The sequence below is a fragment of the Burkholderia sp. A2 genome, from assembly GCF_001729305.1.
In the GTDB taxonomy this organism is placed as follows: domain Bacteria; phylum Pseudomonadota; class Gammaproteobacteria; order Burkholderiales; family Burkholderiaceae; genus Burkholderia; species Burkholderia sola.
In genome coordinates this window covers 79,105-98,353 of sequence record NZ_LZXX01000087.1, presented here as the reverse complement: position 1 = coordinate 98,353, position 19,249 = coordinate 79,105, and the positions used below count along the sequence as shown (strand labels likewise).

The following is a 19,249-nucleotide window of genomic DNA, read 5'->3' as shown; positions in this document are numbered from 1 at the left end:
CAGGTAGCGCCCGCCCCTGCCCGCCACCACGGCGGGCGCGGCGGACGTCGCTTCTTCCGAACGATCATCACGGCCGCTGGCGTTGCGGCGTTGACGTCGCTGTCCGCGTACGACGGCTCGAACTCGCCGCACCAGCACACCGCCGGTAGCGGCGCCGGTGCCCGCATCGTCATCAACCACGCGCCGCCGCCAGGCCTCGGACCGGCCGCCGATCCCTTCCTTTTCCCGACGGTCCGCCTGCGATCCGCCATCGAAATCGGTCCTGAAAGCAAGACACGTTAAACTCTCACCCTCGCGTGGTGCGCCGCCCGCACCCGCCATCCATCGCCAGCCGCGTGCCCTCGGGCCGCCCCCGACCCATGGAGTGAGTGTCAATGAGCGGCGGACTCCCGTTTCCCGCATCCCGCAAGTCGTTGCCGTCCTCGACGGTCTTCCTGATCGTCGCCGTCGCCGCGCTGCTGTCCGGCTGCGGGCTGCTGCCGGTCCAGAACCCGCCCGCGCCGATCAGCGAGGCGCTCGTCGAGCCCGTCGAGGAAACCGCCGGCGAGCCGCTGACGATGCCGCCCGTGCCCGCGCCGACGCAACCGGAGGAACCGGAAGCGCCGAAGAAGCCGCACCGCGAAGTGGCACGGCCTAAGCCCGTGCAGCGCCCCGAATCGCCGACCCCGCCGCCGCCGCCGCCCCCGCCGCTCGTCGCGACGCGCGCGCTCGACCGCACCCAGATCCATGCGCTGCTCGACAGCGAAGTCGCGCGCCGCAACGGCAAGGTGGTCGGCCGCGCGGTCGACATGGTGGTCGATGCGAGCGGCAAGCCGCGCGAGATGATCGTCAACCTGCAGGGCTTCATGGGGATCGGCGACCGCAAGGTCGTCTTCCCATGGAACGTGTTCCGCTTCACGCCGGGCGGCAAACAGGAGCCGATCGTGCTCGACGTGCCGTCGGGCGATCTGCCGCCGGCCGCGCGGCCGAAGGCCGTGCCGCTGTCGGGCTCGGCCGCGGCGTCGCCGGCGACGCGGCTGCCGATGCTCGACAGCGATGTCGAGCGCCCGAACGGCACGAAGATCGGCCGCATCGTCGACGTGCTGATCGACCGCGGCGCGCAGCCGCAGGCCGTCGTGCTCGACCTCGGCGGGCTCGTCAATACCGATCGCCGTTCGATCGCCGCGAGCTGGGGCGCGCTGCGCTTCGTCACGCGCGACAAGGCGCTGCACCCGCAGCTCGACCTGAACGACGCGCAGATCAAGGCATCGCCGCCGTATGCGGCCGACAAGCCGATCGTCGCGGTCTTTCCGCCCGTTGCCCCGGCGGCAGCGGTGCCGGCTTCGTCTGCGAGTGCCACCCGATGACGATCAAGCATTCCGTCAGCGTTCGCAGTCTCCGGGCCCTCGACTGGCTCAACTTTTTCGTTGCAAACGTTCAAACCGGGTTCGGTCCGTTCATCGCGTCCTACCTCGCGTCGCACAAGTGGACGCAGGGCGAGATCGGCATGGTGCTGTCGATCGGCACGATCAGCGCGATGGTCAGCCAGGTGCCGGGCGGCGCGGCCGTCGATGCGCTGAAGAACAAGAAAGGCGCGGCCGCGTGGGCGATCGCGGCCATCATCCTGTCCGCGGTACTGCTCGCGTCGAGCCCGACGATCGTGCCGGTGATCGCCGCCGAGGTGTTCCACGGTTTCGCCAGCTGCATGCTGGTGCCGGCGATGGCCGCGATCTCGTTCTCGCTCGTCGGCCGCGCCGACCTCGGCGACCGGCTGGGCCGCAACGCGCGTTGGGCGTCGATCGGCAGCGCGGTCGCGGCGGGCCTGATGGGGCTCACCGGCGAATACTTCTCCGCGCGCGCGGTGTTCTGGCTGACCGCCGTGCTGGCGCTGCCCGCGCTGTTCGCGCTCGCGATGATCCAGCCGACGCACCAGGTGATTCCGCAGTCATCGAAGCCTGACGACCTCGACGAAGCCGGCGAGCGCGAAACGCTGCTCGAACTGCTGCGCGACCGCCGGATGCTGATCTTCGCGGCCTGCGTCGTGCTGTTCCACCTGTCGAACGCCGCGATGCTGAACCTCGCGGCCGGCGAAGTCACGGCCGGGATGGGCGAGAACGTGCAGCTCGTGATCGCCGCGTGCATCATCGTGCCGCAGGCGATCGTCGCGATGCTGTCGCCGTGGGTCGGCCGTTCCGCGCAGCGCTGGGGGCGCCGGCCGATCCTGCTGCTCGGCTTCTCCGCACTGCCGGTGCGCGCGCTGCTGTTCGCCGGCGTCAGCAGCCCGTACCTGCTCGTGCCGGTCCAGATGCTCGACGGCATCAGCGCGGCCGTGTTCGGCGTGATGCTGCCGCTGATCGCGGCCGACGTCGCGGGCGGCAAGGGCCGCTACAACCTGTGCATCGGGCTGTTCGGGCTCGCGGCCGGGATCGGCGCGACGCTCAGCACGGCCGTGGCCGGCTACGTCGCCGATCACTTCGGCAACGCGGTCAGTTTCTTCGGGCTCGCCGCGGCAGGCGCGCTCGCGGTGCTGCTGGTCTGGCTCGTGATGCCCGAAACGCGCGTCGGGAACGGCGACGCGACGGCCGACGAACCGGCGCCCGCCTCGCCCGAACAGGCGCATTGACGGCGGCGCGCCGCCGCTCCCCGCTTCTTGGCCGACGCACGATGGATACGATCAGGACACTCAACGAAGCCCGCCAGCAGATCCAGCAGTCGATCTTCGATCTGTTCAAGGGGCTGTCATTCGGCGAACGGCTCGCGCAAGGCGGGCTGATGGCGGTGCAGGCCGTCTGCGGCGCGTGCCTCGCGTATGCGATCGGCCGCGCGATGCATAGCGAGCAGGCGGTATGGGCGGCGATCACCGCGATCGCCGTCACGCAGCACAACTACTCGGACACGATGTCGCTGTCGCGCGACCAGTTCATCGGCGCGATGGTCGGCGGCGTCCTGGGCTTCGCCGGTGCGGCGTTGGGCGGCGATCGCCTCGTCGCGTATGCGATCACGGTCGCGGTCGTGATCGTCTGCTGCTGGTGCCTGAACATCGGCAGCGCGGCACGGCTCGGCGGCGTGACCGCGACGATCGTGCTGCTGTTCCCGGGCAACGGCCCGCTGTGGGACGTTCCGCTGATCCGGCTCGGCGAAGTGACGCTCGGCACGGTGTGCGCGCTGGGCGTGTGCTGGGTGATGTCGAGAATCGAGCGGCGCTGGTTCCGCCGCGCGGCGGCAAAGTGACGCGGCGCCGGGCCACGCGCCCGGCAGCCGGATGAACGATCGGAACGCTGCGTGACGATTACGGACCGGGTTACGGACCGACCCGCAGCACGATGCCCGAGCCGATCTGCACGAGCAGGTAGTCGCCGCCGACGCCGACCCAGTGATAGCCGCGCGGCGGCGCACTCAGGTGGTAGCCGCGCCAGTCGTCGACCACATACTGGCGATCGCGGAACTCGTCCGGCAGCCGGTCCCCCTTGTGCCAGTCGCGGCGCGGCCCGTCGGCCCAGCGCGGCGGCACGTCGTCGCGATGCATCGCGTGCCCGGGCGGCACGTGTTTCGGGCCATGGCCGTGCTGCATCCCGTGGCCGCCGCGGTCGTCGCGATTGCCGTGGTTGCCGTGATCCTGCGCCATCGCCGCGGTGGCGGCGCAGCCGGCCGCGATCAGTGCGGCCAGCATCATGCCGTGCATCCTCTTCATTGTCCTTCCCTCCGTGGTGTCACGTCGAACAAGAAACGACCGGGACTGCCCGATGAAGACTAGGGCGTGTTCACGCTAATAACGGGCTTGCGCTGGCCCTAACACGGCATCGCGGCCGCATGACCGCGCGTCACGCCGCCTGCTGCTGGTACTGGATCCGGTGCAGGTGCGCGTAGAGGCCGCCGTGGCGCAGCAGTTCGTCGTGGCTGCCCTCTTCGACGATCTTGCCGGCCTCGAGCACGAGGATGCGGTCCGCGCGCTCGATCGTCGACAGCCGGTGCGCGATCACCAGCGTCGTCCGGCCTTCCATCAGCCGCTCGAGCGCGGCCTGCACGTGGCGCTCCGACTCCGAATCGAGCGCCGACGTCGCTTCGTCGAGGATCAGGATCGGCGCGTCCTTGTAGATCGCGCGCGCAATCGCGAGCCGCTGGCGCTGGCCGCCGGACAACCGCATCCCGTTGCCGCCGACCAGCGTATCGAGCCCGTCGGGCATCGCGGCGACCGCATCGGCGAGGTTCGCGGCCTCGAGCGCGGCCTGCACGCGCGCCCGGTCGGGCGTCTGCCCGTAGGCGACGTTCGCGGCGATCGTGTCGTTGAAGAGCACGACGTCCTGGCTGACCATCGCCATCTGGCTGCGCAGCGCGTGCAGGTCATAGTCGGCAACCGGTACGCCGTCGACCAGGATCGTGCCGCCCGTCGGGTCGAAGAAGCGCGGCAGCAGGTTCACGAGCGTCGTCTTGCCGCTGCCGGACGGGCCGGCCAGCGCGATCATTTCACCCGGCGCGACCTTGAACGAGATGCGGTCGAGCGTCGGCCGTTCGGCCGCGCCGTAATCGAACGACACGGCGCGAAACTCGATCTCGCCGCGCGCGTGCGGCAGCAGCCGCCCGCCGCCCTGCGGCTCGGCCGGCTCGTCGATCAGCCCGAAGATCAGCTCGGCGGCCGTCATTCCGCGCTGCAGCGGCTGGTTGACGTCGATCAGGTGCTTGAGCGGCGAGATCACCAGCAGCATCGACGTGACGAACGCGACGAAGCCGCCGACCGTCGTCTGGTCGTTCGACGACTGCACGACCGCGATCGTGATCACGACCGCGAGCGCGATCGACGCGAGGAACTGCGTGAGCGGCTGCGCGAGGCCGCCCGAGATCGTCATCCGCATCGCATAGCCGCGCAGGCGCTTGCTCATCGTCGTGAAGCGGTCCATCTCGTACGCTTCGCCGTTATGCACCTTGACGACCTTGTAGCCGCCGACCGTCTCCTCGACGATGTACGACAGCTCGTTGGTCAGCGTCTGGTGCTCGCGGTTCAGGCGGCGCAGCCGGCGGTTGATCTTGCTGACGAGCCAGCCGATGCCCGGCAGGATCACCGCGACGATCAGCGTGAGCCGCCAGTTCAGGTAGAACAGGTAGCCGAGCAGGAAGATCACCGTCAGCGAGTCGCGCACGAGCGTGACCATCACGCCCGTCAGCACCGACAGGATCTGGTTGACCTCGAACACGATCGCGTTGATCACCGTGCTCGCGGTTTCGCGCTGGAAGAACGACGCGCCCGTGTGGAGCATCCGCTGGAACATCTCGAGCCGCAGCTGCAGCAGGATGCGGTTCGATACGTAGTTGAGCAGGTAATTCGAGGTGTACTGCGATACGCCGCGCACCAGCGCGAGGCCGATCACCGCGATCGGCACGTACCATTTCGCGCTGTCGCTGCCGTGCGAGCCGAAGCCGTGGTCGAGCAGCGGCTTGAGCAGCGCCGGAATGCCGGCTTCGGTGGCCGCGACGACGCCCATCGTCATCACGGCGAGCACCACGATGCCGACGAGCGGCCGGATGTACGGCCACAGGCGCTTGAGGACCGTGAGCGGCGAGGTGCCGGTGCCGTCCATCGGTTTGCGAAGTGTGTTCTGGGTTTCCAAGGCAATCCTTCTTGAGCCGCGACGCGGCGCCCGGCGCGTGGCCGCCCGGGTGTGCGCCCTGTCGGGCGGGTGCCGGAAAGGGCTCAACATTATAGCCGCACCGCCCCCGCGGGCACGCCCGTCGCGGATGCGGGCCGCGACCGGGCCGAAGGTATACTGCCGCTCACCGTTTTCTCCGCCTTTCCGACGATTTCATGGCTGAACCCTCCCTCGGCGTCGCCCTCATCGCCCTCAACGCATCCGCGCGGCTTGCGCAGTGTCTCGATGCGCTGTCGTTCGCCGACGATGTCGTCGTCGTCGACGGCGGCAGCACCGACGATACCGTCGCGATCGCGCAGGCGCACGGCGCGCGCGTGATCGTCGAGCGCGACTGGCCGGGCTTCGGCCCGCAGAAGAACCGCGCGCTCGACGCGCTCGGCACCGACTGGATCCTGTCGCTCGATACCGACGAAGTCGTCACGCCGGAACTCGCGCAGTCGATCCGCGACGCGATCCGCGCGCCGGCCGCGCAGGTCTACGCGCTCGACCGGCTGTCGAGCTTCTGCGGCCAGTGGATTCATCACAGCGGCTGGTATCCGGACTGGGTGCCGCGGCTGTTCCGGCGCGGCACCGCGCGATTCTCGGACGATCTCGTGCACGAGCGCCTCGTGTTCGATACCGCCGCGCAGCGCCTGACCGGCAAGCTGATGCACTATTCGTACGAGGATTTCGAAACGGTCGTGCGCAAGCTCGACGCGTATTCGACGGCCGGCGCGCGCCAGCGCCGCGCGGCCGGCCAGCGCGGCGGCTTCGGCAAGGCGCTCGGCCGCGGCGCATGGGCGTTCGTACGCACCTACGTGCTGCGGCGCGGGTTCCTCGACGGCCGCGCGGGCTTCATGATCGCGGTGTTCAACGCGGAAACCGTGTACTACCGCTTCCTGAAGCTCGGTCACGAGCCGGCCCGCTAGGCACCCGCCCGGTGCGCGACCGGCCCGGCGTTACAATGCCGGGTTGCGCGCACCGCGCGTGCCCGCCCGGGCGGCTGCACTGCGCGCCGCCCGTCACGACGACCACCGAATCCGACCGCCATGTTCTCCATCATCATTCCGACCTGGAACAACCTGCCGTACCTCAAGCTCGTCGTCGACAGCCTGCGCCGGCATTCCGCGTACGACCACCAGATCATCGTGCACGTGAACGACGGCTCGGACGGCACGCTCGACTGGGTCCGCAACGAAGGGATCGAACACACGGCATCGCCGGCCAACATCGGCATCTGCCATGCGGTCAACCTCGCCGCCGCGCGCGCCACGCGCGACTACGTCGTCTACATGAACGACGACATGTTCTGCTGCCCGGGCTGGGACACGGCGCTCGTGCGCCGCATCGAGCAAATGCCCACCGACCTGTTCATGCTGTCGGGCACGATGGTCGAGCCGGTCGACACGCGCAACCCGTGCGTGGTCGTCAGCAATTTCGGCCGCGACGCCGAGCAGTTCGACGCGGCGGGCCTCGTCGCCGCGACCCCGAAGCTGGCGCGCGCGGACTGGCTCGGCTCGACCTGGCCGCCGACGCTCGTGCACCGCGACTGGTGGAACCGCATCGGCGGCTACAGCAGCGAGCTGTCGCCGGGCATGAGCAGCGACAACGACTTCTCGATGAAATTCTGGGACGCCGGCTGCCGGATCTTCGTCGGCGTCGGCGACAGCCTCGTGTACCACTTCCAGCAGAAGAGCACCGGGAAGATCGTCAAGAACGACGGCCGCCGCCAGTTCCTGAACAAATGGGGCATGACGCAGGCGACGTTCGACCGCTACTACCTGCATCGCGGCGAGCCGGTCGGCACGCAGGTCGCGCTCGATACGCCAGCCGTGGAAGGCCGCCTCAAGCGCGCCCTGCTGCGCTCGCGGATCAAGCGCGCGTTCAGCTGATCCCTCCCCGAAAACCGCACGGAAACCCGCCCTGCTTCGCGTATACTGCGCCGTTCGTCCCGGATCGCTCACCGGGACATGCGACGCGGCGCAGATGCCCGCAAGCCGCATTCGTCCATACGACAGGTTCCGATGCTTTCGTTTTCCGCTCCCGCCACGCGGCGCCTGACCGCCGCCCGCGCATTCGCCGTCGCCGCGCTCTGCATGGTGCCCGTTTCGACCGCGCTGACCAACGTGTTCTGCGGGCTGTTCGCCGCCGCGCTCGTGATCTCCCCCGAATTCTGGCGTGACCTGCGCTCATTCGTCGCCGACCCGGCTTCGCTCGCGGCGCTGCTGATCCTGGCCGCGCTGGCCGTGAGCGTCACCTATACGGTCGCGCCGCATCACAAGGCGTGGAACTGGGTGGCGAAATACGACAAGCTGCTGCTGCTGCCGTTCGCCGTGCTCGCGTTCCGTCATTCGAACTGGGCGCCGATCGTGCGGCGCTGCTGGTTCGGCACGCTGTGCGTGATCCTGCTGCTGTCGACGACCAACTATCTCGGGCTCACCGCGATCGGGCCGGCGTATGCGTCCGCGCTGCCGGTGTCGCGCGCATGGGTGTTCAAGAACCACATCGCGGCCGGCATGTTCGGCGCGCTGCTGTTCTACCAGGCGGCCGATCTCGCGCTGGCGGCCCGCACGGCGCTGTCGCGTGTCGCCTATGCGTTTGTCGCGGCATTGGCGCTCATCAACGTATTCGTGATGCTGCAGGGACGCACCGGGCAGATCGTCTCCGTGTTGCTGATTCTCGTCATCGCGGTGCGTTTCGTGCTGCTGCAGCGCCGACAGTCCGCGCTACGCGCTGCGCTCGCCACAGGTGTGCTCGTCTTGTGCGGCATCGCGCTGATCGTCGCCGCGTGTACGGTTCACAACGGCCGGCTCGCGGAGGTCGCAACGGAAGTGCAGCAATACCGGCAGAACGATGCGGTCACGTCTACCGGGCTGCGCCTCGAGTGGTACAAGAAAGGAGTCGAGCTGTTTCGCCAGCGCCCCGTGCTCGGTTATGGCGCAGGTGGACTCGAGCTCGAGTTCCAGAAACTCTCGGCCGGCAAGACGGCCGCCGAAGGCCAACTCACGTCGAATCCGCACAACGAATACCTGCTGATGGCCGTGCAGCTCGGCGCGATCGGGCTGCTGCTGTTCGTCAACCTGATCGTGCAGATCGCGCGCGGCAGCCGTGCGCTCGATCCGCGCTCGCGGCACTTGCTGCTCGCGTGGCTCGCGATCTTCGCGATCGGCAGTCTCGCGAATTCGCTGCTGCTGGATTTCGCCGAAGGGCACCTGATCGTGCTGCTGGCCGGCATCCTGCTCGGTTGCGGTGAACGCAGCGAAGCGCTGCCGCGCGAAACGTCGGCGATCCGGCGCAGCGTGTAACGCACACCGCCATACGTTCCGCTGCGCCGCCCGGCCCAGGTCGGCGGCAGCGGATATCCACCATCGCTGCGGGCGAGCCGCGTGACTCCCCGCGAAACAAGCCCCGTACGAACGAAGAAAAACGCGCGTTTGCCGCGTGTCAGTCGGAGCCGGCGCGGTGCAGCCGCGATGTGTCGACGATGATGTCAGCCGGGCCCGGCGGATTCAGCCCGAGCATCTCGGCCGCTGCGGCCTTCACGCGCTGCGCGCCGAGATGGACCAGGCAGTCGCTGCGACTGTCGACATGGCGCTCGCAGCCTTCGTGCCGGCACGGCACGCAATCGCCTTCCCCTTGCAGCAGCCACACGTTCCCATGCCGGCCCGAGCCGCGCAGCGACCACGGATTCTCGGTCGCGGGCCAATGCTGCGGCCACGGCCCCCAGCGCACGGGGTCGGACGGCCCGAACAGCGCAATCGTGTCGGTGCCGGTCGCGGCCGCGACGTGCGTCGCGCCGGTGTCGGGCCCGATGAAGAGTCGCGCGCGCCGCACGAGCTCCGCGCTCTCGCCGAACGTCAGGCGGCCGACCAGGTTCAGCACGTCGCCGCCCGCCTCGGCCGCGACCTGCTCCGCATACTCGCGCTCGCGATCGGCCGGGCCGCCCGACAGCGCGACCGCGAAGCCCTGCTCGCGCAACCAGCCGATCATGTCGACCCAGCCGTCGAGCCGCCATTGCTTGTAACGGAACATCGGATACGGATGCAGCACGACCAGCGGCTTGCCGGCGCGGATCGCGGGCGACTCGGCGAGCCACGCGTCGAAACGCGCGCGCCGCGCCGGATCGTCGCCGATGCCGGGCGCGACGACCTCGGACACCGGCTCGATGCCGATCACCGGTGCAAGCGCGAGCGTACTGACGACCGTATGCGCGGATTCATGGTGATTGATCGCGATCCCGTTCAGCATCATCCGCGTGAGCCACGTGACGCGGTTCGGGTCGACGAGGCCGACCCGCTTGCGACCGGCGAACCAGCTGTAGAAACGCGGCCGGTCGGAACTCAGCGCCGCGCATGCGAGATCGTAGCGGCGCCACATCGACAACGCGTCGCGCAACCGCTCGCCGAACCCGGCGCGCTGCGCGACCACGATCACGCGCCGCACGTCCGGATTGTGCTCGAGCACGCCCTCGGTGCCGCGAAACACCAGCATGTCGATGTGCGCGTCCGGCCAACGCGCCTTCAGCGACCGTACGAGCGGTGTCGTCAGCAGCACGTCGCCGATACGGCGCGGCGCGGCAACGAGGATGGTTCTGGGCGGACGGGTGGAAGAAAACAGGGCCACGGTGATCGTCTGGCTGGCTGAACAAGGCTGGCAATGTACAGGATTTTGCAGTAGCCGGCGCGGCGTCGCGCACCCGGCCGCGCAGGCTGGCGCGATGCGGCTCCGCCAGCGGAGCGTCGCGCGGTACGCAGCCGCACGACGCGCACCGCGCTACGATGCGATCGGCGCGATCACGGGCGACGTGGCGACGGCCGGCTGCGCGAGCGCGGTACTGGCCGCGGCTTCGTCGCGACGGCCGGCCTGCGGCAGCAGGTGGCGCACCGCGCGCTCGACCGCATCGACACCGATCGCGTCGACGGTCGGGCCCGCACGCAGGATCACGTGCGGCACGCCGAGCGGATGCCAGCGCAGGTATTTCTCGGGACGGTCCTCGAACAGGGCGGCCACCGGTACGCCGAGCGCCGACGCAATATGCACGGGCGCGCTGTCGGCCGAGACGATCGCGTCGAGCAGGCTCGCGGCCGCCACCAGCTCGGCGACCGAGGAAGGCGCGACATGCCGTGCATTCACGTCGCGCCACATGTCGCCGTCGGCAGCGTGGCCGATGGCCGGATCGCGAAACACGATCACGTCGGCAACCGGTGCGAGGCGCTCGCCGAGGTCGCGCCAGCGATCGGCGGGCCAGCGCCGCTCGACCGCCTTGTTCGACACGAACAGCCCGACGCGCGGCTTCGTGCGCGCGCCGAGCAGCCGATGCCACGTTTCCTGTAGCGAGCGATCGGGATGCACCGAGAGCGCGAGCTGATCGAGATCGGCGCAACCGAGTTCGGGCACGAGCCGGAAGCCCGACAACGCTTCATGGAACATCGGACGCCGCGCGACATGCTCGGGCTTGCGATCGTCGAATTCGGTCTCCGCGTCGTGCCAGCGGCAATCCTTCGCGCGAAGCTGGCGCGCGAACTGCATGCTGCTGCGATGCATGCCGCCGTTCGGCACGATCACCAGGTCGAACCGCAAGCGGCGCAGACGGCGCACGAGTCGCAGCCGGTCGAAGAATGCGCGCATCCGGCCGGGGCGGTCGTTGCGCTCGCACTGGCGGCTGTACACGTAGGTGTGGATCGTGTGCACGTCCGGGTTTCCGGCCAGCGCGGCCGCGTTGTAGCGGTTCGCGACCACATGCAGCTCCGCGCCCGGCCAACGCGTCTTCAGCGCGCCGAGAAACGCCGTCGTGCACAGCATGTCGCCCAGAAAATCAATCCGGATCACGAGGATCCGCTGTGTCGGGTTTCCATTGACCATGGTCATGTGGGGGGACAATCAGTTTTTATCGTCGCGACGGGCCGTTCCACGGCATCCTGGTCCGAGGGCCTACCGTGCCGCACGCGGCACGGATCCGCCCGTGTTACGCGCGCGCTACCGCCGCTGCTTGCCGTGCGAACCGGCGGCAAACGCCGCGTTCGGACGGTTAGCGCGGGATTGTATAGCGTCCGGATGGCCAGCCCAAGCCCCCCGCAACCCTCGCACGTAAAAACGGCCCGCCGCACCGCACGATGGCGATGCGACGGGCCGCCTCTGCGCGACCGCCGCCGAAGCGGGGTGCGGTCAGTACGTGATTTCGACGACGCTACCGTCGAACGCCGCGCGCAGATCCGCCAGCAGCACGTCGCTCGGCTTCACGCGCCACGCGTCGCCCAAACGCATTTCGCCTTGCGCCCGCGCGTTGCTGTAGTGGATCTGGACGGCAAGCCCGTTCGGCAGCGGCGCCTGCGGGCGCCGACCGCCATCGCGGCCGCCGCCGCGCGGCGCGGGCGCTTCGACCACGTTCGCCGCGGCCGGATCGTCCTTCGACACGTGCGGCTCGAGCACGCGGCGCAGCGCGAGCGCGTCGGCGTTGCCGTTCATCGTCAGCCGCACGGCCTGCGCATAGCGGCTGCGGGCACGTTCGAGATCCATCACGGTATCGGCGGTGAAGCGAATGCCGCCAGTGAACGCGTCGTTGCGCGCCTGCCCCTGCACGATCAGCAGCTCGTCTTCCTTGAACAGCGCCTTGTTCGCCTCGAACTGCTCGTTGAAGATCGTGATCTCGCACTGGCCGGAACCGTCGTCGAGCAGCGCGATCAGCATCTTGCCGCGCTGGGTCATCTGCGTGCGCAGCGACGCGATGATGCCGGCGACGAGCTTGTCGCGTCCTTCCTTCAGGTCGCCGACCTTCTGTCGCACGAAGCGGCGCACTTCTTCGCGATACGCGTCGAACAGATGGCCGGACAGATAGAAACCGAGCGCGGCCTTTTCTTCCTGCAGGCGGCGCTTGTCGTCCCACGCGGGTTCGTCGACGAGCGCGTGCGCATGCGGCGACTCGGCGCCCATGTCGAACAGCCCGGCCTGCATCGCGTTCGCTTCGGCCTGGTCGGCCGCTTCCATCGCGAGCGGCACCGACGCGATCAACTGCGCACGGTTCGGGTTCAGCGAATCGAACGCGCCGGCGCGGATCAGGGCCTCGATCGTGCGGCGGTTGACGACGCGCCGGTCGATCCGTTCGCAGAAGTCGAACAGGTCGGTGAACGCCTTTTCCTCGCGCGCACGCAGGATTTCCTCGATCGCGTTCTGGCCGCTGCCCTTCACCGCGCCGAGCCCGTAGCGGATCGTGCGCGAGCGCTTGCCGTCGGCTTCCGCGACCGGCTCGAACCGGTAATGCGACTGGTTGATGTCCGGCGGCAGCACGGCGAGGTTGTTCACGACGCAGTCGTCGAACAGAATCTTCACCTTGTCGGTGTCGTCCATCGCGAGCGTCATGTTGGCCGCCATGAATTCCGCCGGATGGTGCGCCTTCAGCCACGCGGTGTAATACGCGAGCAGCGCATACGCGGCCGCGTGCGACTTGTTGAAGCCGTAGCCCGCGAACTTCTCCATCAAGTCGAAGATCTCGTCGGACTTCTCGCGCGTGAGGCCGTTCTTCGCCGCACCCTCGGCGAAGATCTCGCGATGCTTGGCCATCTCCTCGGGCTTCTTCTTGCCCATCGCGCGACGCAGCAAGTCCGCGCCGCCGAGCGAGTAGCCGCCGATGATCTGCGCCATCTGCATCACCTGCTCCTGATAGACCATGATGCCGTAGGTCTCTTTCAGGACGGGTTCGACGCGCGGATCCGGATAGTCGACCTTCTCGCGCCCGTGCTTCCGTGCGCAGAAGCTCGGGATCAGGTCCATCGGGCCCGGACGGTACAACGACACGAGCGCGATGATGTCCTCGAAGCGGTCGGGCTGCGCATCCTTCAGCATGCCCTGCATCCCGCGGCTTTCCAGCTGGAACACCGCGACCGTGTTGGCCTTCTTCAGGATCTGGAACGACGCCGGATCGTCGAGCGGCACCTGCGCGAGCGACCAGTCGGCCTTCGACGGATCGAGGCGGCGGATGTAGCGCTCGGCCCAGTCGAGGATCGTCAGCGTCGTGAGGCCCAGAAAGTCGAACTTCACGAGGCCGACGGCTTCGACGTCGTCCTTGTCGTACTGGCTGACCACGCCGCCGTCGTCGCCCTGCGTGTACAGCGGGCAGAAATCGGTCAGCTTGCCGGGCGCGATCAGCACGCCGCCCGCGTGCATCCCGACGTTACGCGTCAAGCCCTCGACGCGCTGCGCGAGATCGAGCAGCTGGTGGACTTCGTCCTCGTGGTCGTAGCGCTCCTGCAGCTGCGGCTCTTCCTTCATCGCGTCGGCAATCGTCACGTGCTTGCCGGGTTTGAACGGAATCAGCTTCGCGACGCCGTCGGTGAACATGTAGCCGAGGTCGAGCACGCGGCCGATGTCGCGCACGGCCGCCTTCGCGGCCATCGTGCCGAACGTGGCGATCTGCGACACGGCGTCCGCGCCGTATTTCTCCTTCACGTACTGGATCACGCGATCGCGGCCGTGCTGGCAGAAGTCGATGTCGAAGTCGGGCATCGACACGCGTTCCGGGTTCAGGAAGCGCTCGAACAGCAGGTTGTAGCGCAGCGGATCGAGGTCGGTAATGCCGAGCGCGTACGCGACCAGCGAGCCGGCGCCCGAGCCGCGGCCCGGGCCGACCGGCACGCCGTTGTTCTTCGCCCAGTTGATGAAGTCCGCGACAATCAGGAAGTAGCCGGGGAAGCCCATCTTCGTGATGGTCCCGCACTCGAATTCGAGGCGCTTGTAGTACGTGTCGCGCTGCGCGTCGCGCTCGGCCTCGACCGGATACAACTGCGCGAGGCGCGTCTCGAGCCCTTCCTTCGACAGCTGGACCAGGTAGTCGTCGAGCGACATGCCGTCCGGCGTCGGGAACAGCGGCAGTTTCGGCTTGCCGAGCTCGAGCTTCAGGTTGCAGCGCTTCGCGATCTCGACCGTGTTCGCGATCGCCGACGGCAGGTCGGCGAACAGCGCGACCATGTCGTCCTGCGTGCGGAAATACTGGTCGGTCGTGAAACGCTTCTGGCGCCGCGGGTTCGCGAGGATGTCGCCTTCCGAGATGCACACGCGCGCCTCGTGCGCGGTGAAATCGTCGTCGGTCATGAACTGCGTCGGGTGCGTCGCGACGACCGGCAGCTTCAGCGACGCGGCGAGCGCCGCGGCCTGCTGGATGTAAGCCTCGGCGCCTGGCTGGCCGTAACGCTGCAGCTCGATGTAGAAGCCGCCCGGAAACACCCGCGCCCAGCGCTCGGCGTGGCGGCGCGCGGCTTCTTCGTTGCCCGCGGCCAGCGCGAGCCCGATATCGCCCTGTTGCGCGCCCGACAGCGCGAGCAGCCCCTGCGCGAGCGCGCCGTCGAGCCAGCTCGCGTCGAGTTCCGCGCGGCCGCGGTACTGGTTCGTGAGCCACGCCTTCGACAGCAGCTCGCAGAGATTCAGGTAACCGACCTTGTCCTTGACCAGCAGCAGCAACCGCGACGGCTTGTCGCGGTCGTCGGGATTGGCTATCCAGACGTCGCAGCCGGCGATCGGCTTGATGCCCTTGCCGCGGGCTTCCTGGTAGAAACGGACGAGACCGAATGCGTTGCCGAGATCGGTGAGCGCGAGCGCGCCCTGACCGTCCGCGGCCGCCGCCTTGACGATGTCGTCAATGCGCACGATGCCGTCGGCGATCGAGAATTCGGAGTGAACGCGAAGATGGACGAAGCGAGGATCTGACATGGGCGCTATTGTAGCCGCCTCGCCGCGCAGGCTGCCCAAAAAATGCCCGCTTTGGCCGTTCGGCCGATGCACGCGGCGACACGTCGCGCGGCTGGCCGACCGGCCGGATACCGATGCCCGCGCCGTTTGCGGGATAATACGGTTTTTCGAATCAACGCCCCGGCTTCGCACCCTTTTTTGCGGGCCGCCGTGCGACCGTTTTCCCGTCGGACCATCATGACCATCGTCAACCTCGCCGCCTACCACTTCGTGTCGCTCGACGCGAACGAGCAATGGCGTCCGCTCGTCACCGCCCGCTGCAACGAACTCGGCCTGCGCGGCACGATCCTGCTCGCACCGGAAGGCATCAACCTGTTCATCGCCGGCACGCGCGAAGCCACCGACGCGTTCATCGCGTACATCCGCCACGATCCGCTGTTCGAAGGCAAGTTCGCGACGTTGCAGTTCAAGGAAAGCCTGTCCGACTCGCAGCCGTTCCGCCGCATGCTCGTGCGCCTGAAGCGCGAGATCATCACGATGAAGAAGCCTGCGATCAAGCCGGAACTCGGCCGCGCGCCGTTCGTCGACGCACGCACGCTGAAGTCGTGGCTCGATCGGGGCCACGACGATACCGGCCGCCCTGTCGTGATGCTCGACACGCGCAATGCGTTCGAAGTCGACGTCGGCACGTTCGACAACGCGCTCGACTACCGGATCGACAAGTTCAGCGAATTCCCGGAAGTGATCGACGCGAACCGCGCCGACCTCGAAGGCAAGACGGTCGTGTCGTTCTGCACCGGCGGCATCCGCTGCGAGAAGGCGGCGATCCACATGAAGGAAATCGGCATCGACAACGTGTACCAGCTCGAAGGCGGGATCCTGAAATACTTCGAGGAAGTCGGCGGCGCGCACTATCACGGCGACTGCTTCGTGTTCGACTACCGCACCGCGCTGAATCCGCAACTCCAGCCCACCGAGAACGTCACGTGCTTCGCGTGCCGCGCGGTCGTCACGCCGGAAGCGCAACGATCGCCGAGCTATGTGGCCGGCCAGTCGTGCCCGGCCTGCGCACAGGCAGCCAGCGCCGCGTAACGGCGCGTCGCACCGCGCCCCGCCGATGAATCACGGCTATCGCGGCCGCTTTGCGCCGTCGCCCACCGGCCCGCTGCACTTCGGCTCGCTGGTCGGCGCGCTCGCGAGCTGGCTCGACGCACGCGCGCATGGCGGTACGTGGCTCGTGCGCATCGAGGATCTCGACGGCCCGCGCACGGTGCCCGGCGCGGCCGACGACATCCTCGCGACGCTCGCGCATTTCGGGATGACGCCCGACGCACCGCCCGTCTGGCAGAGTACGCGCGACGCGGCCTACACGGCCGCGCTCGAGCGGCTCGTCGCGGCCGGGCTCGTGTATCCATGCGGCTGCACGCGCAAGGAAATCGCCGATTCGCTGCGCGCCGCCCATGAACGCCATACGACGCTCGCGTATCCGGGCACGTGCCGCACCGGCCTGCACGGCAAGCCCGCGCGCGCATGGCGGCTGCGCGTGCCCGACGGCGATGCAGCGCTCGTCGCGTTCGACGATCGCTGGCAGCACACGCAATCGCAGAACCTCGCGACCGAAGTCGGCGATTTCGTGCTCAAGCGCGCGGACGGCCAATGGGCGTATCAACTGGCGGTCGTCGTCGACGATGCCGACGCCGGCATCACGCACGTCGTGCGCGGCGCCGACCTGCTCGATTCGACCGCGCGCCAGATCTACCTGCAGCGCTGCCTCGGCGTGCCGACTCCCGAATACCTGCACGTGCCCGTCGTCGTCGATGCGAACGGCGAAAAGCTCAGCAAGCAGACGGGCGCGACGGCGCTCGAACGCAACGACCCGCTGCCGGCGCTGCGGGCCGCGGCCGCGCATCTCGGTCTGTCGGACGATGGCGATCTACCGGGCCACACGATCGACGCGTTCTACGCGGCCGCGACCGATGCGTGGGCACGTCGCTTCGGGCCGCGCGCCGGTTGAACCGCCTGCACGACACCGGTCCCGGCATCCGTCGTCGGCGAATCCGATCGCATGAAGGCGTGACGGAAGCCTCGGCGCCGCGTCCGCTGCGACACCGCATCGAAATATCCTGCCCCGCGCGGCAAGCTTTCGCCGCCGCGCGCACGCCCCGCCCCGATCGCGTCGCCCCATGAAAAACGGGCACATGCTCATCGCATGCGCCCGCTTGTCCGGCAGCGCTGACGCGCCGCCCGGGTTACGCCGACGGCTTGCGCGGCATCCCGAAGCCGCCGAGCAGCGCGGCGACCTGGCGCTTCGGCCCTTTCTTCTCCGGCTGCTGCGCGGGCTGCGCGTCGTCGGGCTGCTTCGCCGACGCCGACGGCTCGTACGGCTTCAGGAAGAAGTCGTCGACCGGCGCTTCGTGACGGCGATGATGGCCGCCGCGCTCGGCGCTGCCCGACCGGCGTCCCGATGCACCGCGATGCTCGTCGCGATCGCGACGACCGCCGCGTTCGCCACCGCGTTCGCCACCGCGTTCGCTGTTGCGCTCGCCGCCGCGTTCGTCGTGACGCTGGCGCGCCGGCTTGTCGAGCGTTAGCGTCTGCATTTCGAGCGGGCGCTTGATCAGCTTCTCGATATCGGCGAGCTGCTTGCGCTCGTTCGGGCTGCACAGCGACAGCGCGTCGCCCGTCGCACCCGCGCGGCCGGTACGGCCGATCCGGTGCACGTAGTCTTCCGCGCTGAACGGCAGGTCGAAGTTGATCACGGCCGGCAGTTCGGCGATGTCGAGGCCGCGCGCGGCCACGTCGGTCGCGACCAGCGCCTCGATCTCGCCGCGCTTGAACGCGTCGAGCGCCTGCATCCGCTCGATCTGCGTCTTGTCGCCGTGAATCGCCGACGCGACCACGCCGTCGCGTTCGAGATTGCGCGCGAGACGGCTCGCGCCGATCTTGCTGTTGCAGAACACGATCACCTGCTTGAGGCCGCGATCGCGCAGCAACTGCACGACGGCCGCCTGCTTGTCGCCTTCGGCGACGTCGTAGACGATCTGCGTGACGTTCGCGTTCGTCGAGTTGCTGCGCGCGACCTCGATCGTCTGCGGGTTGCGCAGGTAGGTCGATGCGAGCTTCTTGATTTCGCCCGAGAACGTGGCCGAGAACAGCAGCGTCTGACGCTCCTTCGGCAGCAGGTTCAGGATGCGCTGCAGATCGGGCAGGAAGCCCATGTCGAGCATCCGGTCGGCTTCGTCGAGCACGAGGATCTGCACCTGGCCGAGGTTCGCCGTCTTCTGCTGCACGTGGTCGAGCAGGCGGCCCGGCGTCGCGATCAGGATCTCGACGCCGCGGCGCAGTTCGGCCGATTGCGGATTCATGTCGACGCCGCCGAACACCACCGCGCTGCGCAGCGGCGTGTGCTTCGCATACGCGTGCACGTTCGCGGCAACCTGGTCGGCGAGTTCGCGGGTCGGCGTGAGGATCAGCGCCCGCACCGGGTGGCGCGCCGGGGACGCGCTCGTGTTCGCTTGCGGCAGCAGGCGCTGGATGATCGGCAGCGAGAAACTCGCGGTCTTGCCGGTGCCCGTTTGGGCGGCGCCCATGACGTCGCGGCCGGCGAGCACGACCGGAATGGCCTGCGCCTGGATCGGCGTCGGCGTCGTATAGCCCTGCTCCACAATGGCTTTCAGGATATCGGGGGCAAGGCCGAATTGATCGAAGGTTGCGTCGACGGGCTTGGCGACAGAATCGGACATGGTGGCGTTTCGCTCAAAAGGCGCGGCGGGGACATCGTGCGTCAGGCCGGCCGGGCCTGCGCTCATCACAATTCGGAAATAGACGGAGCCGCGGCGCGCCGCGCGGCGCCGCTCTGGCGCTTGGGACCGGTTCAATGCGAACGCTGGACGCCAGGCCGTGCGAACTCCGTTCGGCGCGAATGCCGGCGGAAAGGGCCGTATTGTAGCACCGTGCGGGAATCTGTCCGT

The 19,249-nt window shown here is 68.6% G+C and carries 15 protein-coding genes; 9 read left to right on the top strand and 6 right to left on the bottom strand.

Translation table 11 applies throughout. The annotated features are described in order from the left end of the window. Nucleotides 1-90 precede the first annotated feature (90 nt). The 4 genes from A9Z05_RS11005 (at nucleotide 91) to A9Z05_RS10990 (ending at nucleotide 3,210) form a co-directional block, all read left to right on the top strand. Entirely contained in the window at nucleotides 91-282 is a 192-nt protein-coding gene (locus A9Z05_RS11005; RefSeq protein ID WP_069618123.1) for a hypothetical protein, read from the top strand. A gap of 92 nt (nucleotides 283-374) precedes the next feature. Further along, nucleotides 375-1,346, top strand: coding sequence for a PRC-barrel domain-containing protein (locus A9Z05_RS11000; protein WP_069618122.1), 972 nt, complete (start codon nucleotides 375-377; stop codon nucleotides 1,344-1,346). Then, nucleotides 1,343-2,602: an MFS transporter gene (locus A9Z05_RS10995; protein ID WP_069618121.1), complete on the top strand. Its 1,260-nt coding sequence runs from the start codon at nucleotides 1,343-1,345 to the stop codon at nucleotides 2,600-2,602. The genes A9Z05_RS11000 and A9Z05_RS10995 overlap by 4 nt, the downstream gene beginning before the upstream one ends. Nucleotides 2,603-2,643: 41 nt before the next feature. Then, entirely contained in the window at nucleotides 2,644-3,210 is a 567-nt protein-coding gene (locus A9Z05_RS10990) for an aromatic acid exporter family protein (RefSeq protein WP_069618120.1), read from the top strand. A 70-nt stretch (nucleotides 3,211-3,280) separates the two neighbouring features. Here A9Z05_RS10990 and A9Z05_RS10985 read toward each other — a convergent pair whose 3' ends face one another. Next, a complete protein-coding gene (locus A9Z05_RS10985; protein ID WP_069618119.1) occupies nucleotides 3,281-3,670 on the bottom strand; it encodes an RcnB family protein in 390 nt (129 codons plus the stop codon). A 130-nt stretch (nucleotides 3,671-3,800) separates the two neighbouring features. Then, nucleotides 3,801-5,552 carry a lipid A export permease/ATP-binding protein MsbA gene (msbA, locus tag A9Z05_RS10980; protein WP_069618118.1) on the bottom strand — a complete coding sequence of 584 codons (1,752 nt, stop codon included), beginning with the start codon at nucleotides 5,550-5,552 and terminating at the stop codon, nucleotides 3,801-3,803. A gap of 224 nt (nucleotides 5,553-5,776) precedes the next feature. Between msbA and A9Z05_RS10975 the strand changes: the two genes are divergently transcribed. The 3 genes from A9Z05_RS10975 to A9Z05_RS10965 all read left to right on the top strand — a co-directional run bounded on the left by A9Z05_RS10975 (nucleotide 5,777) and on the right by A9Z05_RS10965 (nucleotide 8,905). Next, complete coding sequence (locus A9Z05_RS10975; protein ID WP_069618117.1) at nucleotides 5,777-6,529, top strand: glycosyltransferase family 2 protein; 753 nt, start codon at nucleotides 5,777-5,779, stop codon at nucleotides 6,527-6,529. 120 nt (nucleotides 6,530-6,649) lie between these two features. Beyond that, nucleotides 6,650-7,492 carry a glycosyltransferase family 2 protein gene (locus A9Z05_RS10970; protein WP_069618116.1) on the top strand — a complete coding sequence of 281 codons (843 nt, stop codon included), beginning with the start codon at nucleotides 6,650-6,652 and terminating at the stop codon, nucleotides 7,490-7,492. A gap of 132 nt (nucleotides 7,493-7,624) precedes the next feature. Continuing rightward, nucleotides 7,625-8,905 (top strand): O-antigen ligase, encoded by a 1,281-nt coding sequence (locus A9Z05_RS10965; RefSeq protein ID WP_069618115.1) that lies wholly within the window; start codon nucleotides 7,625-7,627, stop codon nucleotides 8,903-8,905. A 139-nt stretch (nucleotides 8,906-9,044) separates the two neighbouring features. On the opposite strand, the gene A9Z05_RS10960 is transcribed toward A9Z05_RS10965, so the two are convergent. From A9Z05_RS10960 to dnaE, 3 genes are all read right to left on the bottom strand, one after another. Next, a complete protein-coding gene (locus tag A9Z05_RS10960) occupies nucleotides 9,045-10,223 on the bottom strand; it encodes a glycosyltransferase family 9 protein (protein WP_069618114.1) in 1,179 nt (392 codons plus the stop codon). A 150-nt stretch (nucleotides 10,224-10,373) separates the two neighbouring features. After that, the gene (locus tag A9Z05_RS10955) at nucleotides 10,374-11,462 is read right to left on the bottom strand and encodes a glycosyltransferase family 9 protein (RefSeq protein ID WP_069618188.1); all 1,089 of its coding nucleotides are present in this window, start codon (nucleotides 11,460-11,462) and stop codon (nucleotides 10,374-10,376) included. Nucleotides 11,463-11,765: 303 nt separating this feature from the next. Further along, on the bottom strand, nucleotides 11,766-15,299 hold the full coding sequence (dnaE, locus tag A9Z05_RS10950) for a DNA polymerase III subunit alpha (protein WP_069618113.1): 3,534 nt from the start codon (nucleotides 15,297-15,299) through the stop codon (nucleotides 11,766-11,768). A gap of 216 nt (nucleotides 15,300-15,515) precedes the next feature. Here dnaE and A9Z05_RS10945 point away from each other — a divergent pair, with 216 nt between their 5' ends. Together A9Z05_RS10945 and gluQRS are read left to right on the top strand one after the other, a co-directional pair. Further along, nucleotides 15,516-16,370, top strand: coding sequence for a sulfurtransferase (locus tag A9Z05_RS10945; RefSeq protein ID WP_069618112.1), 855 nt, complete (start codon nucleotides 15,516-15,518; stop codon nucleotides 16,368-16,370). Nucleotides 16,371-16,395: 25 nt separating this feature from the next. Then, nucleotides 16,396-17,292: a tRNA glutamyl-Q(34) synthetase GluQRS gene (gene gluQRS, locus A9Z05_RS10940; protein WP_069618111.1), complete on the top strand. Its 897-nt coding sequence runs from the start codon at nucleotides 16,396-16,398 to the stop codon at nucleotides 17,290-17,292. A 235-nt stretch (nucleotides 17,293-17,527) separates the two neighbouring features. On the opposite strand, the gene A9Z05_RS10935 is transcribed toward gluQRS, so the two are convergent. Next, nucleotides 17,528-19,087 carry a DEAD/DEAH box helicase gene (locus tag A9Z05_RS10935; protein ID WP_069618110.1) on the bottom strand — a complete coding sequence of 520 codons (1,560 nt, stop codon included), beginning with the start codon at nucleotides 19,085-19,087 and terminating at the stop codon, nucleotides 17,528-17,530. Between the last annotated feature and the right edge of the window lie 162 nt (nucleotides 19,088-19,249).

What these genes read in the sequence shown, in the direction of transcription:
- msbA (WP_069618118.1), bottom strand. Translation starts at nt 5,552, where the DNA reads ATGGACGGCACCGGCACCTCGCCGCTCACGGTCCTCAAGCGCCTGTGG.
- A9Z05_RS11000 (WP_069618122.1), top strand. Translation starts at nt 375, where the DNA reads ATGAGCGGCGGACTCCCGTTTCCCGCATCCCGCAAGTCGTTGCCGTCC.
- A9Z05_RS10990 (WP_069618120.1), top strand. Translation starts at nt 2,644, where the DNA reads ATGGATACGATCAGGACACTCAACGAAGCCCGCCAGCAGATCCAGCAG.
- dnaE (WP_069618113.1), bottom strand. Translation starts at nt 15,299, where the DNA reads ATGTCAGATCCTCGCTTCGTCCATCTTCGCGTTCACTCCGAATTCTCG.
- A9Z05_RS10935 (WP_069618110.1), bottom strand. Translation starts at nt 19,087, where the DNA reads ATGAGCGCAGGCCCGGCCGGCCTGACGCACGATGTCCCCGCCGCGCCT.
- gluQRS (WP_069618111.1), top strand. Translation starts at nt 16,396, where the DNA reads ATGAATCACGGCTATCGCGGCCGCTTTGCGCCGTCGCCCACCGGCCCG.
- A9Z05_RS10970 (WP_069618116.1), top strand. Translation starts at nt 6,650, where the DNA reads ATGTTCTCCATCATCATTCCGACCTGGAACAACCTGCCGTACCTCAAG.
- A9Z05_RS10945 (WP_069618112.1), top strand. Translation starts at nt 15,516, where the DNA reads ATGACCATCGTCAACCTCGCCGCCTACCACTTCGTGTCGCTCGACGCG.
- A9Z05_RS10975 (WP_069618117.1), top strand. Translation starts at nt 5,777, where the DNA reads ATGGCTGAACCCTCCCTCGGCGTCGCCCTCATCGCCCTCAACGCATCC.
- A9Z05_RS10955 (WP_069618188.1), bottom strand. Translation starts at nt 11,462, where the DNA reads ATGGTCAATGGAAACCCGACACAGCGGATCCTCGTGATCCGGATTGAT.
- A9Z05_RS10965 (WP_069618115.1), top strand. Translation starts at nt 7,625, where the DNA reads ATGCTTTCGTTTTCCGCTCCCGCCACGCGGCGCCTGACCGCCGCCCGC.
- A9Z05_RS10985 (WP_069618119.1), bottom strand. Translation starts at nt 3,670, where the DNA reads ATGAAGAGGATGCACGGCATGATGCTGGCCGCACTGATCGCGGCCGGC.
- A9Z05_RS10995 (WP_069618121.1), top strand. Translation starts at nt 1,343, where the DNA reads ATGACGATCAAGCATTCCGTCAGCGTTCGCAGTCTCCGGGCCCTCGAC.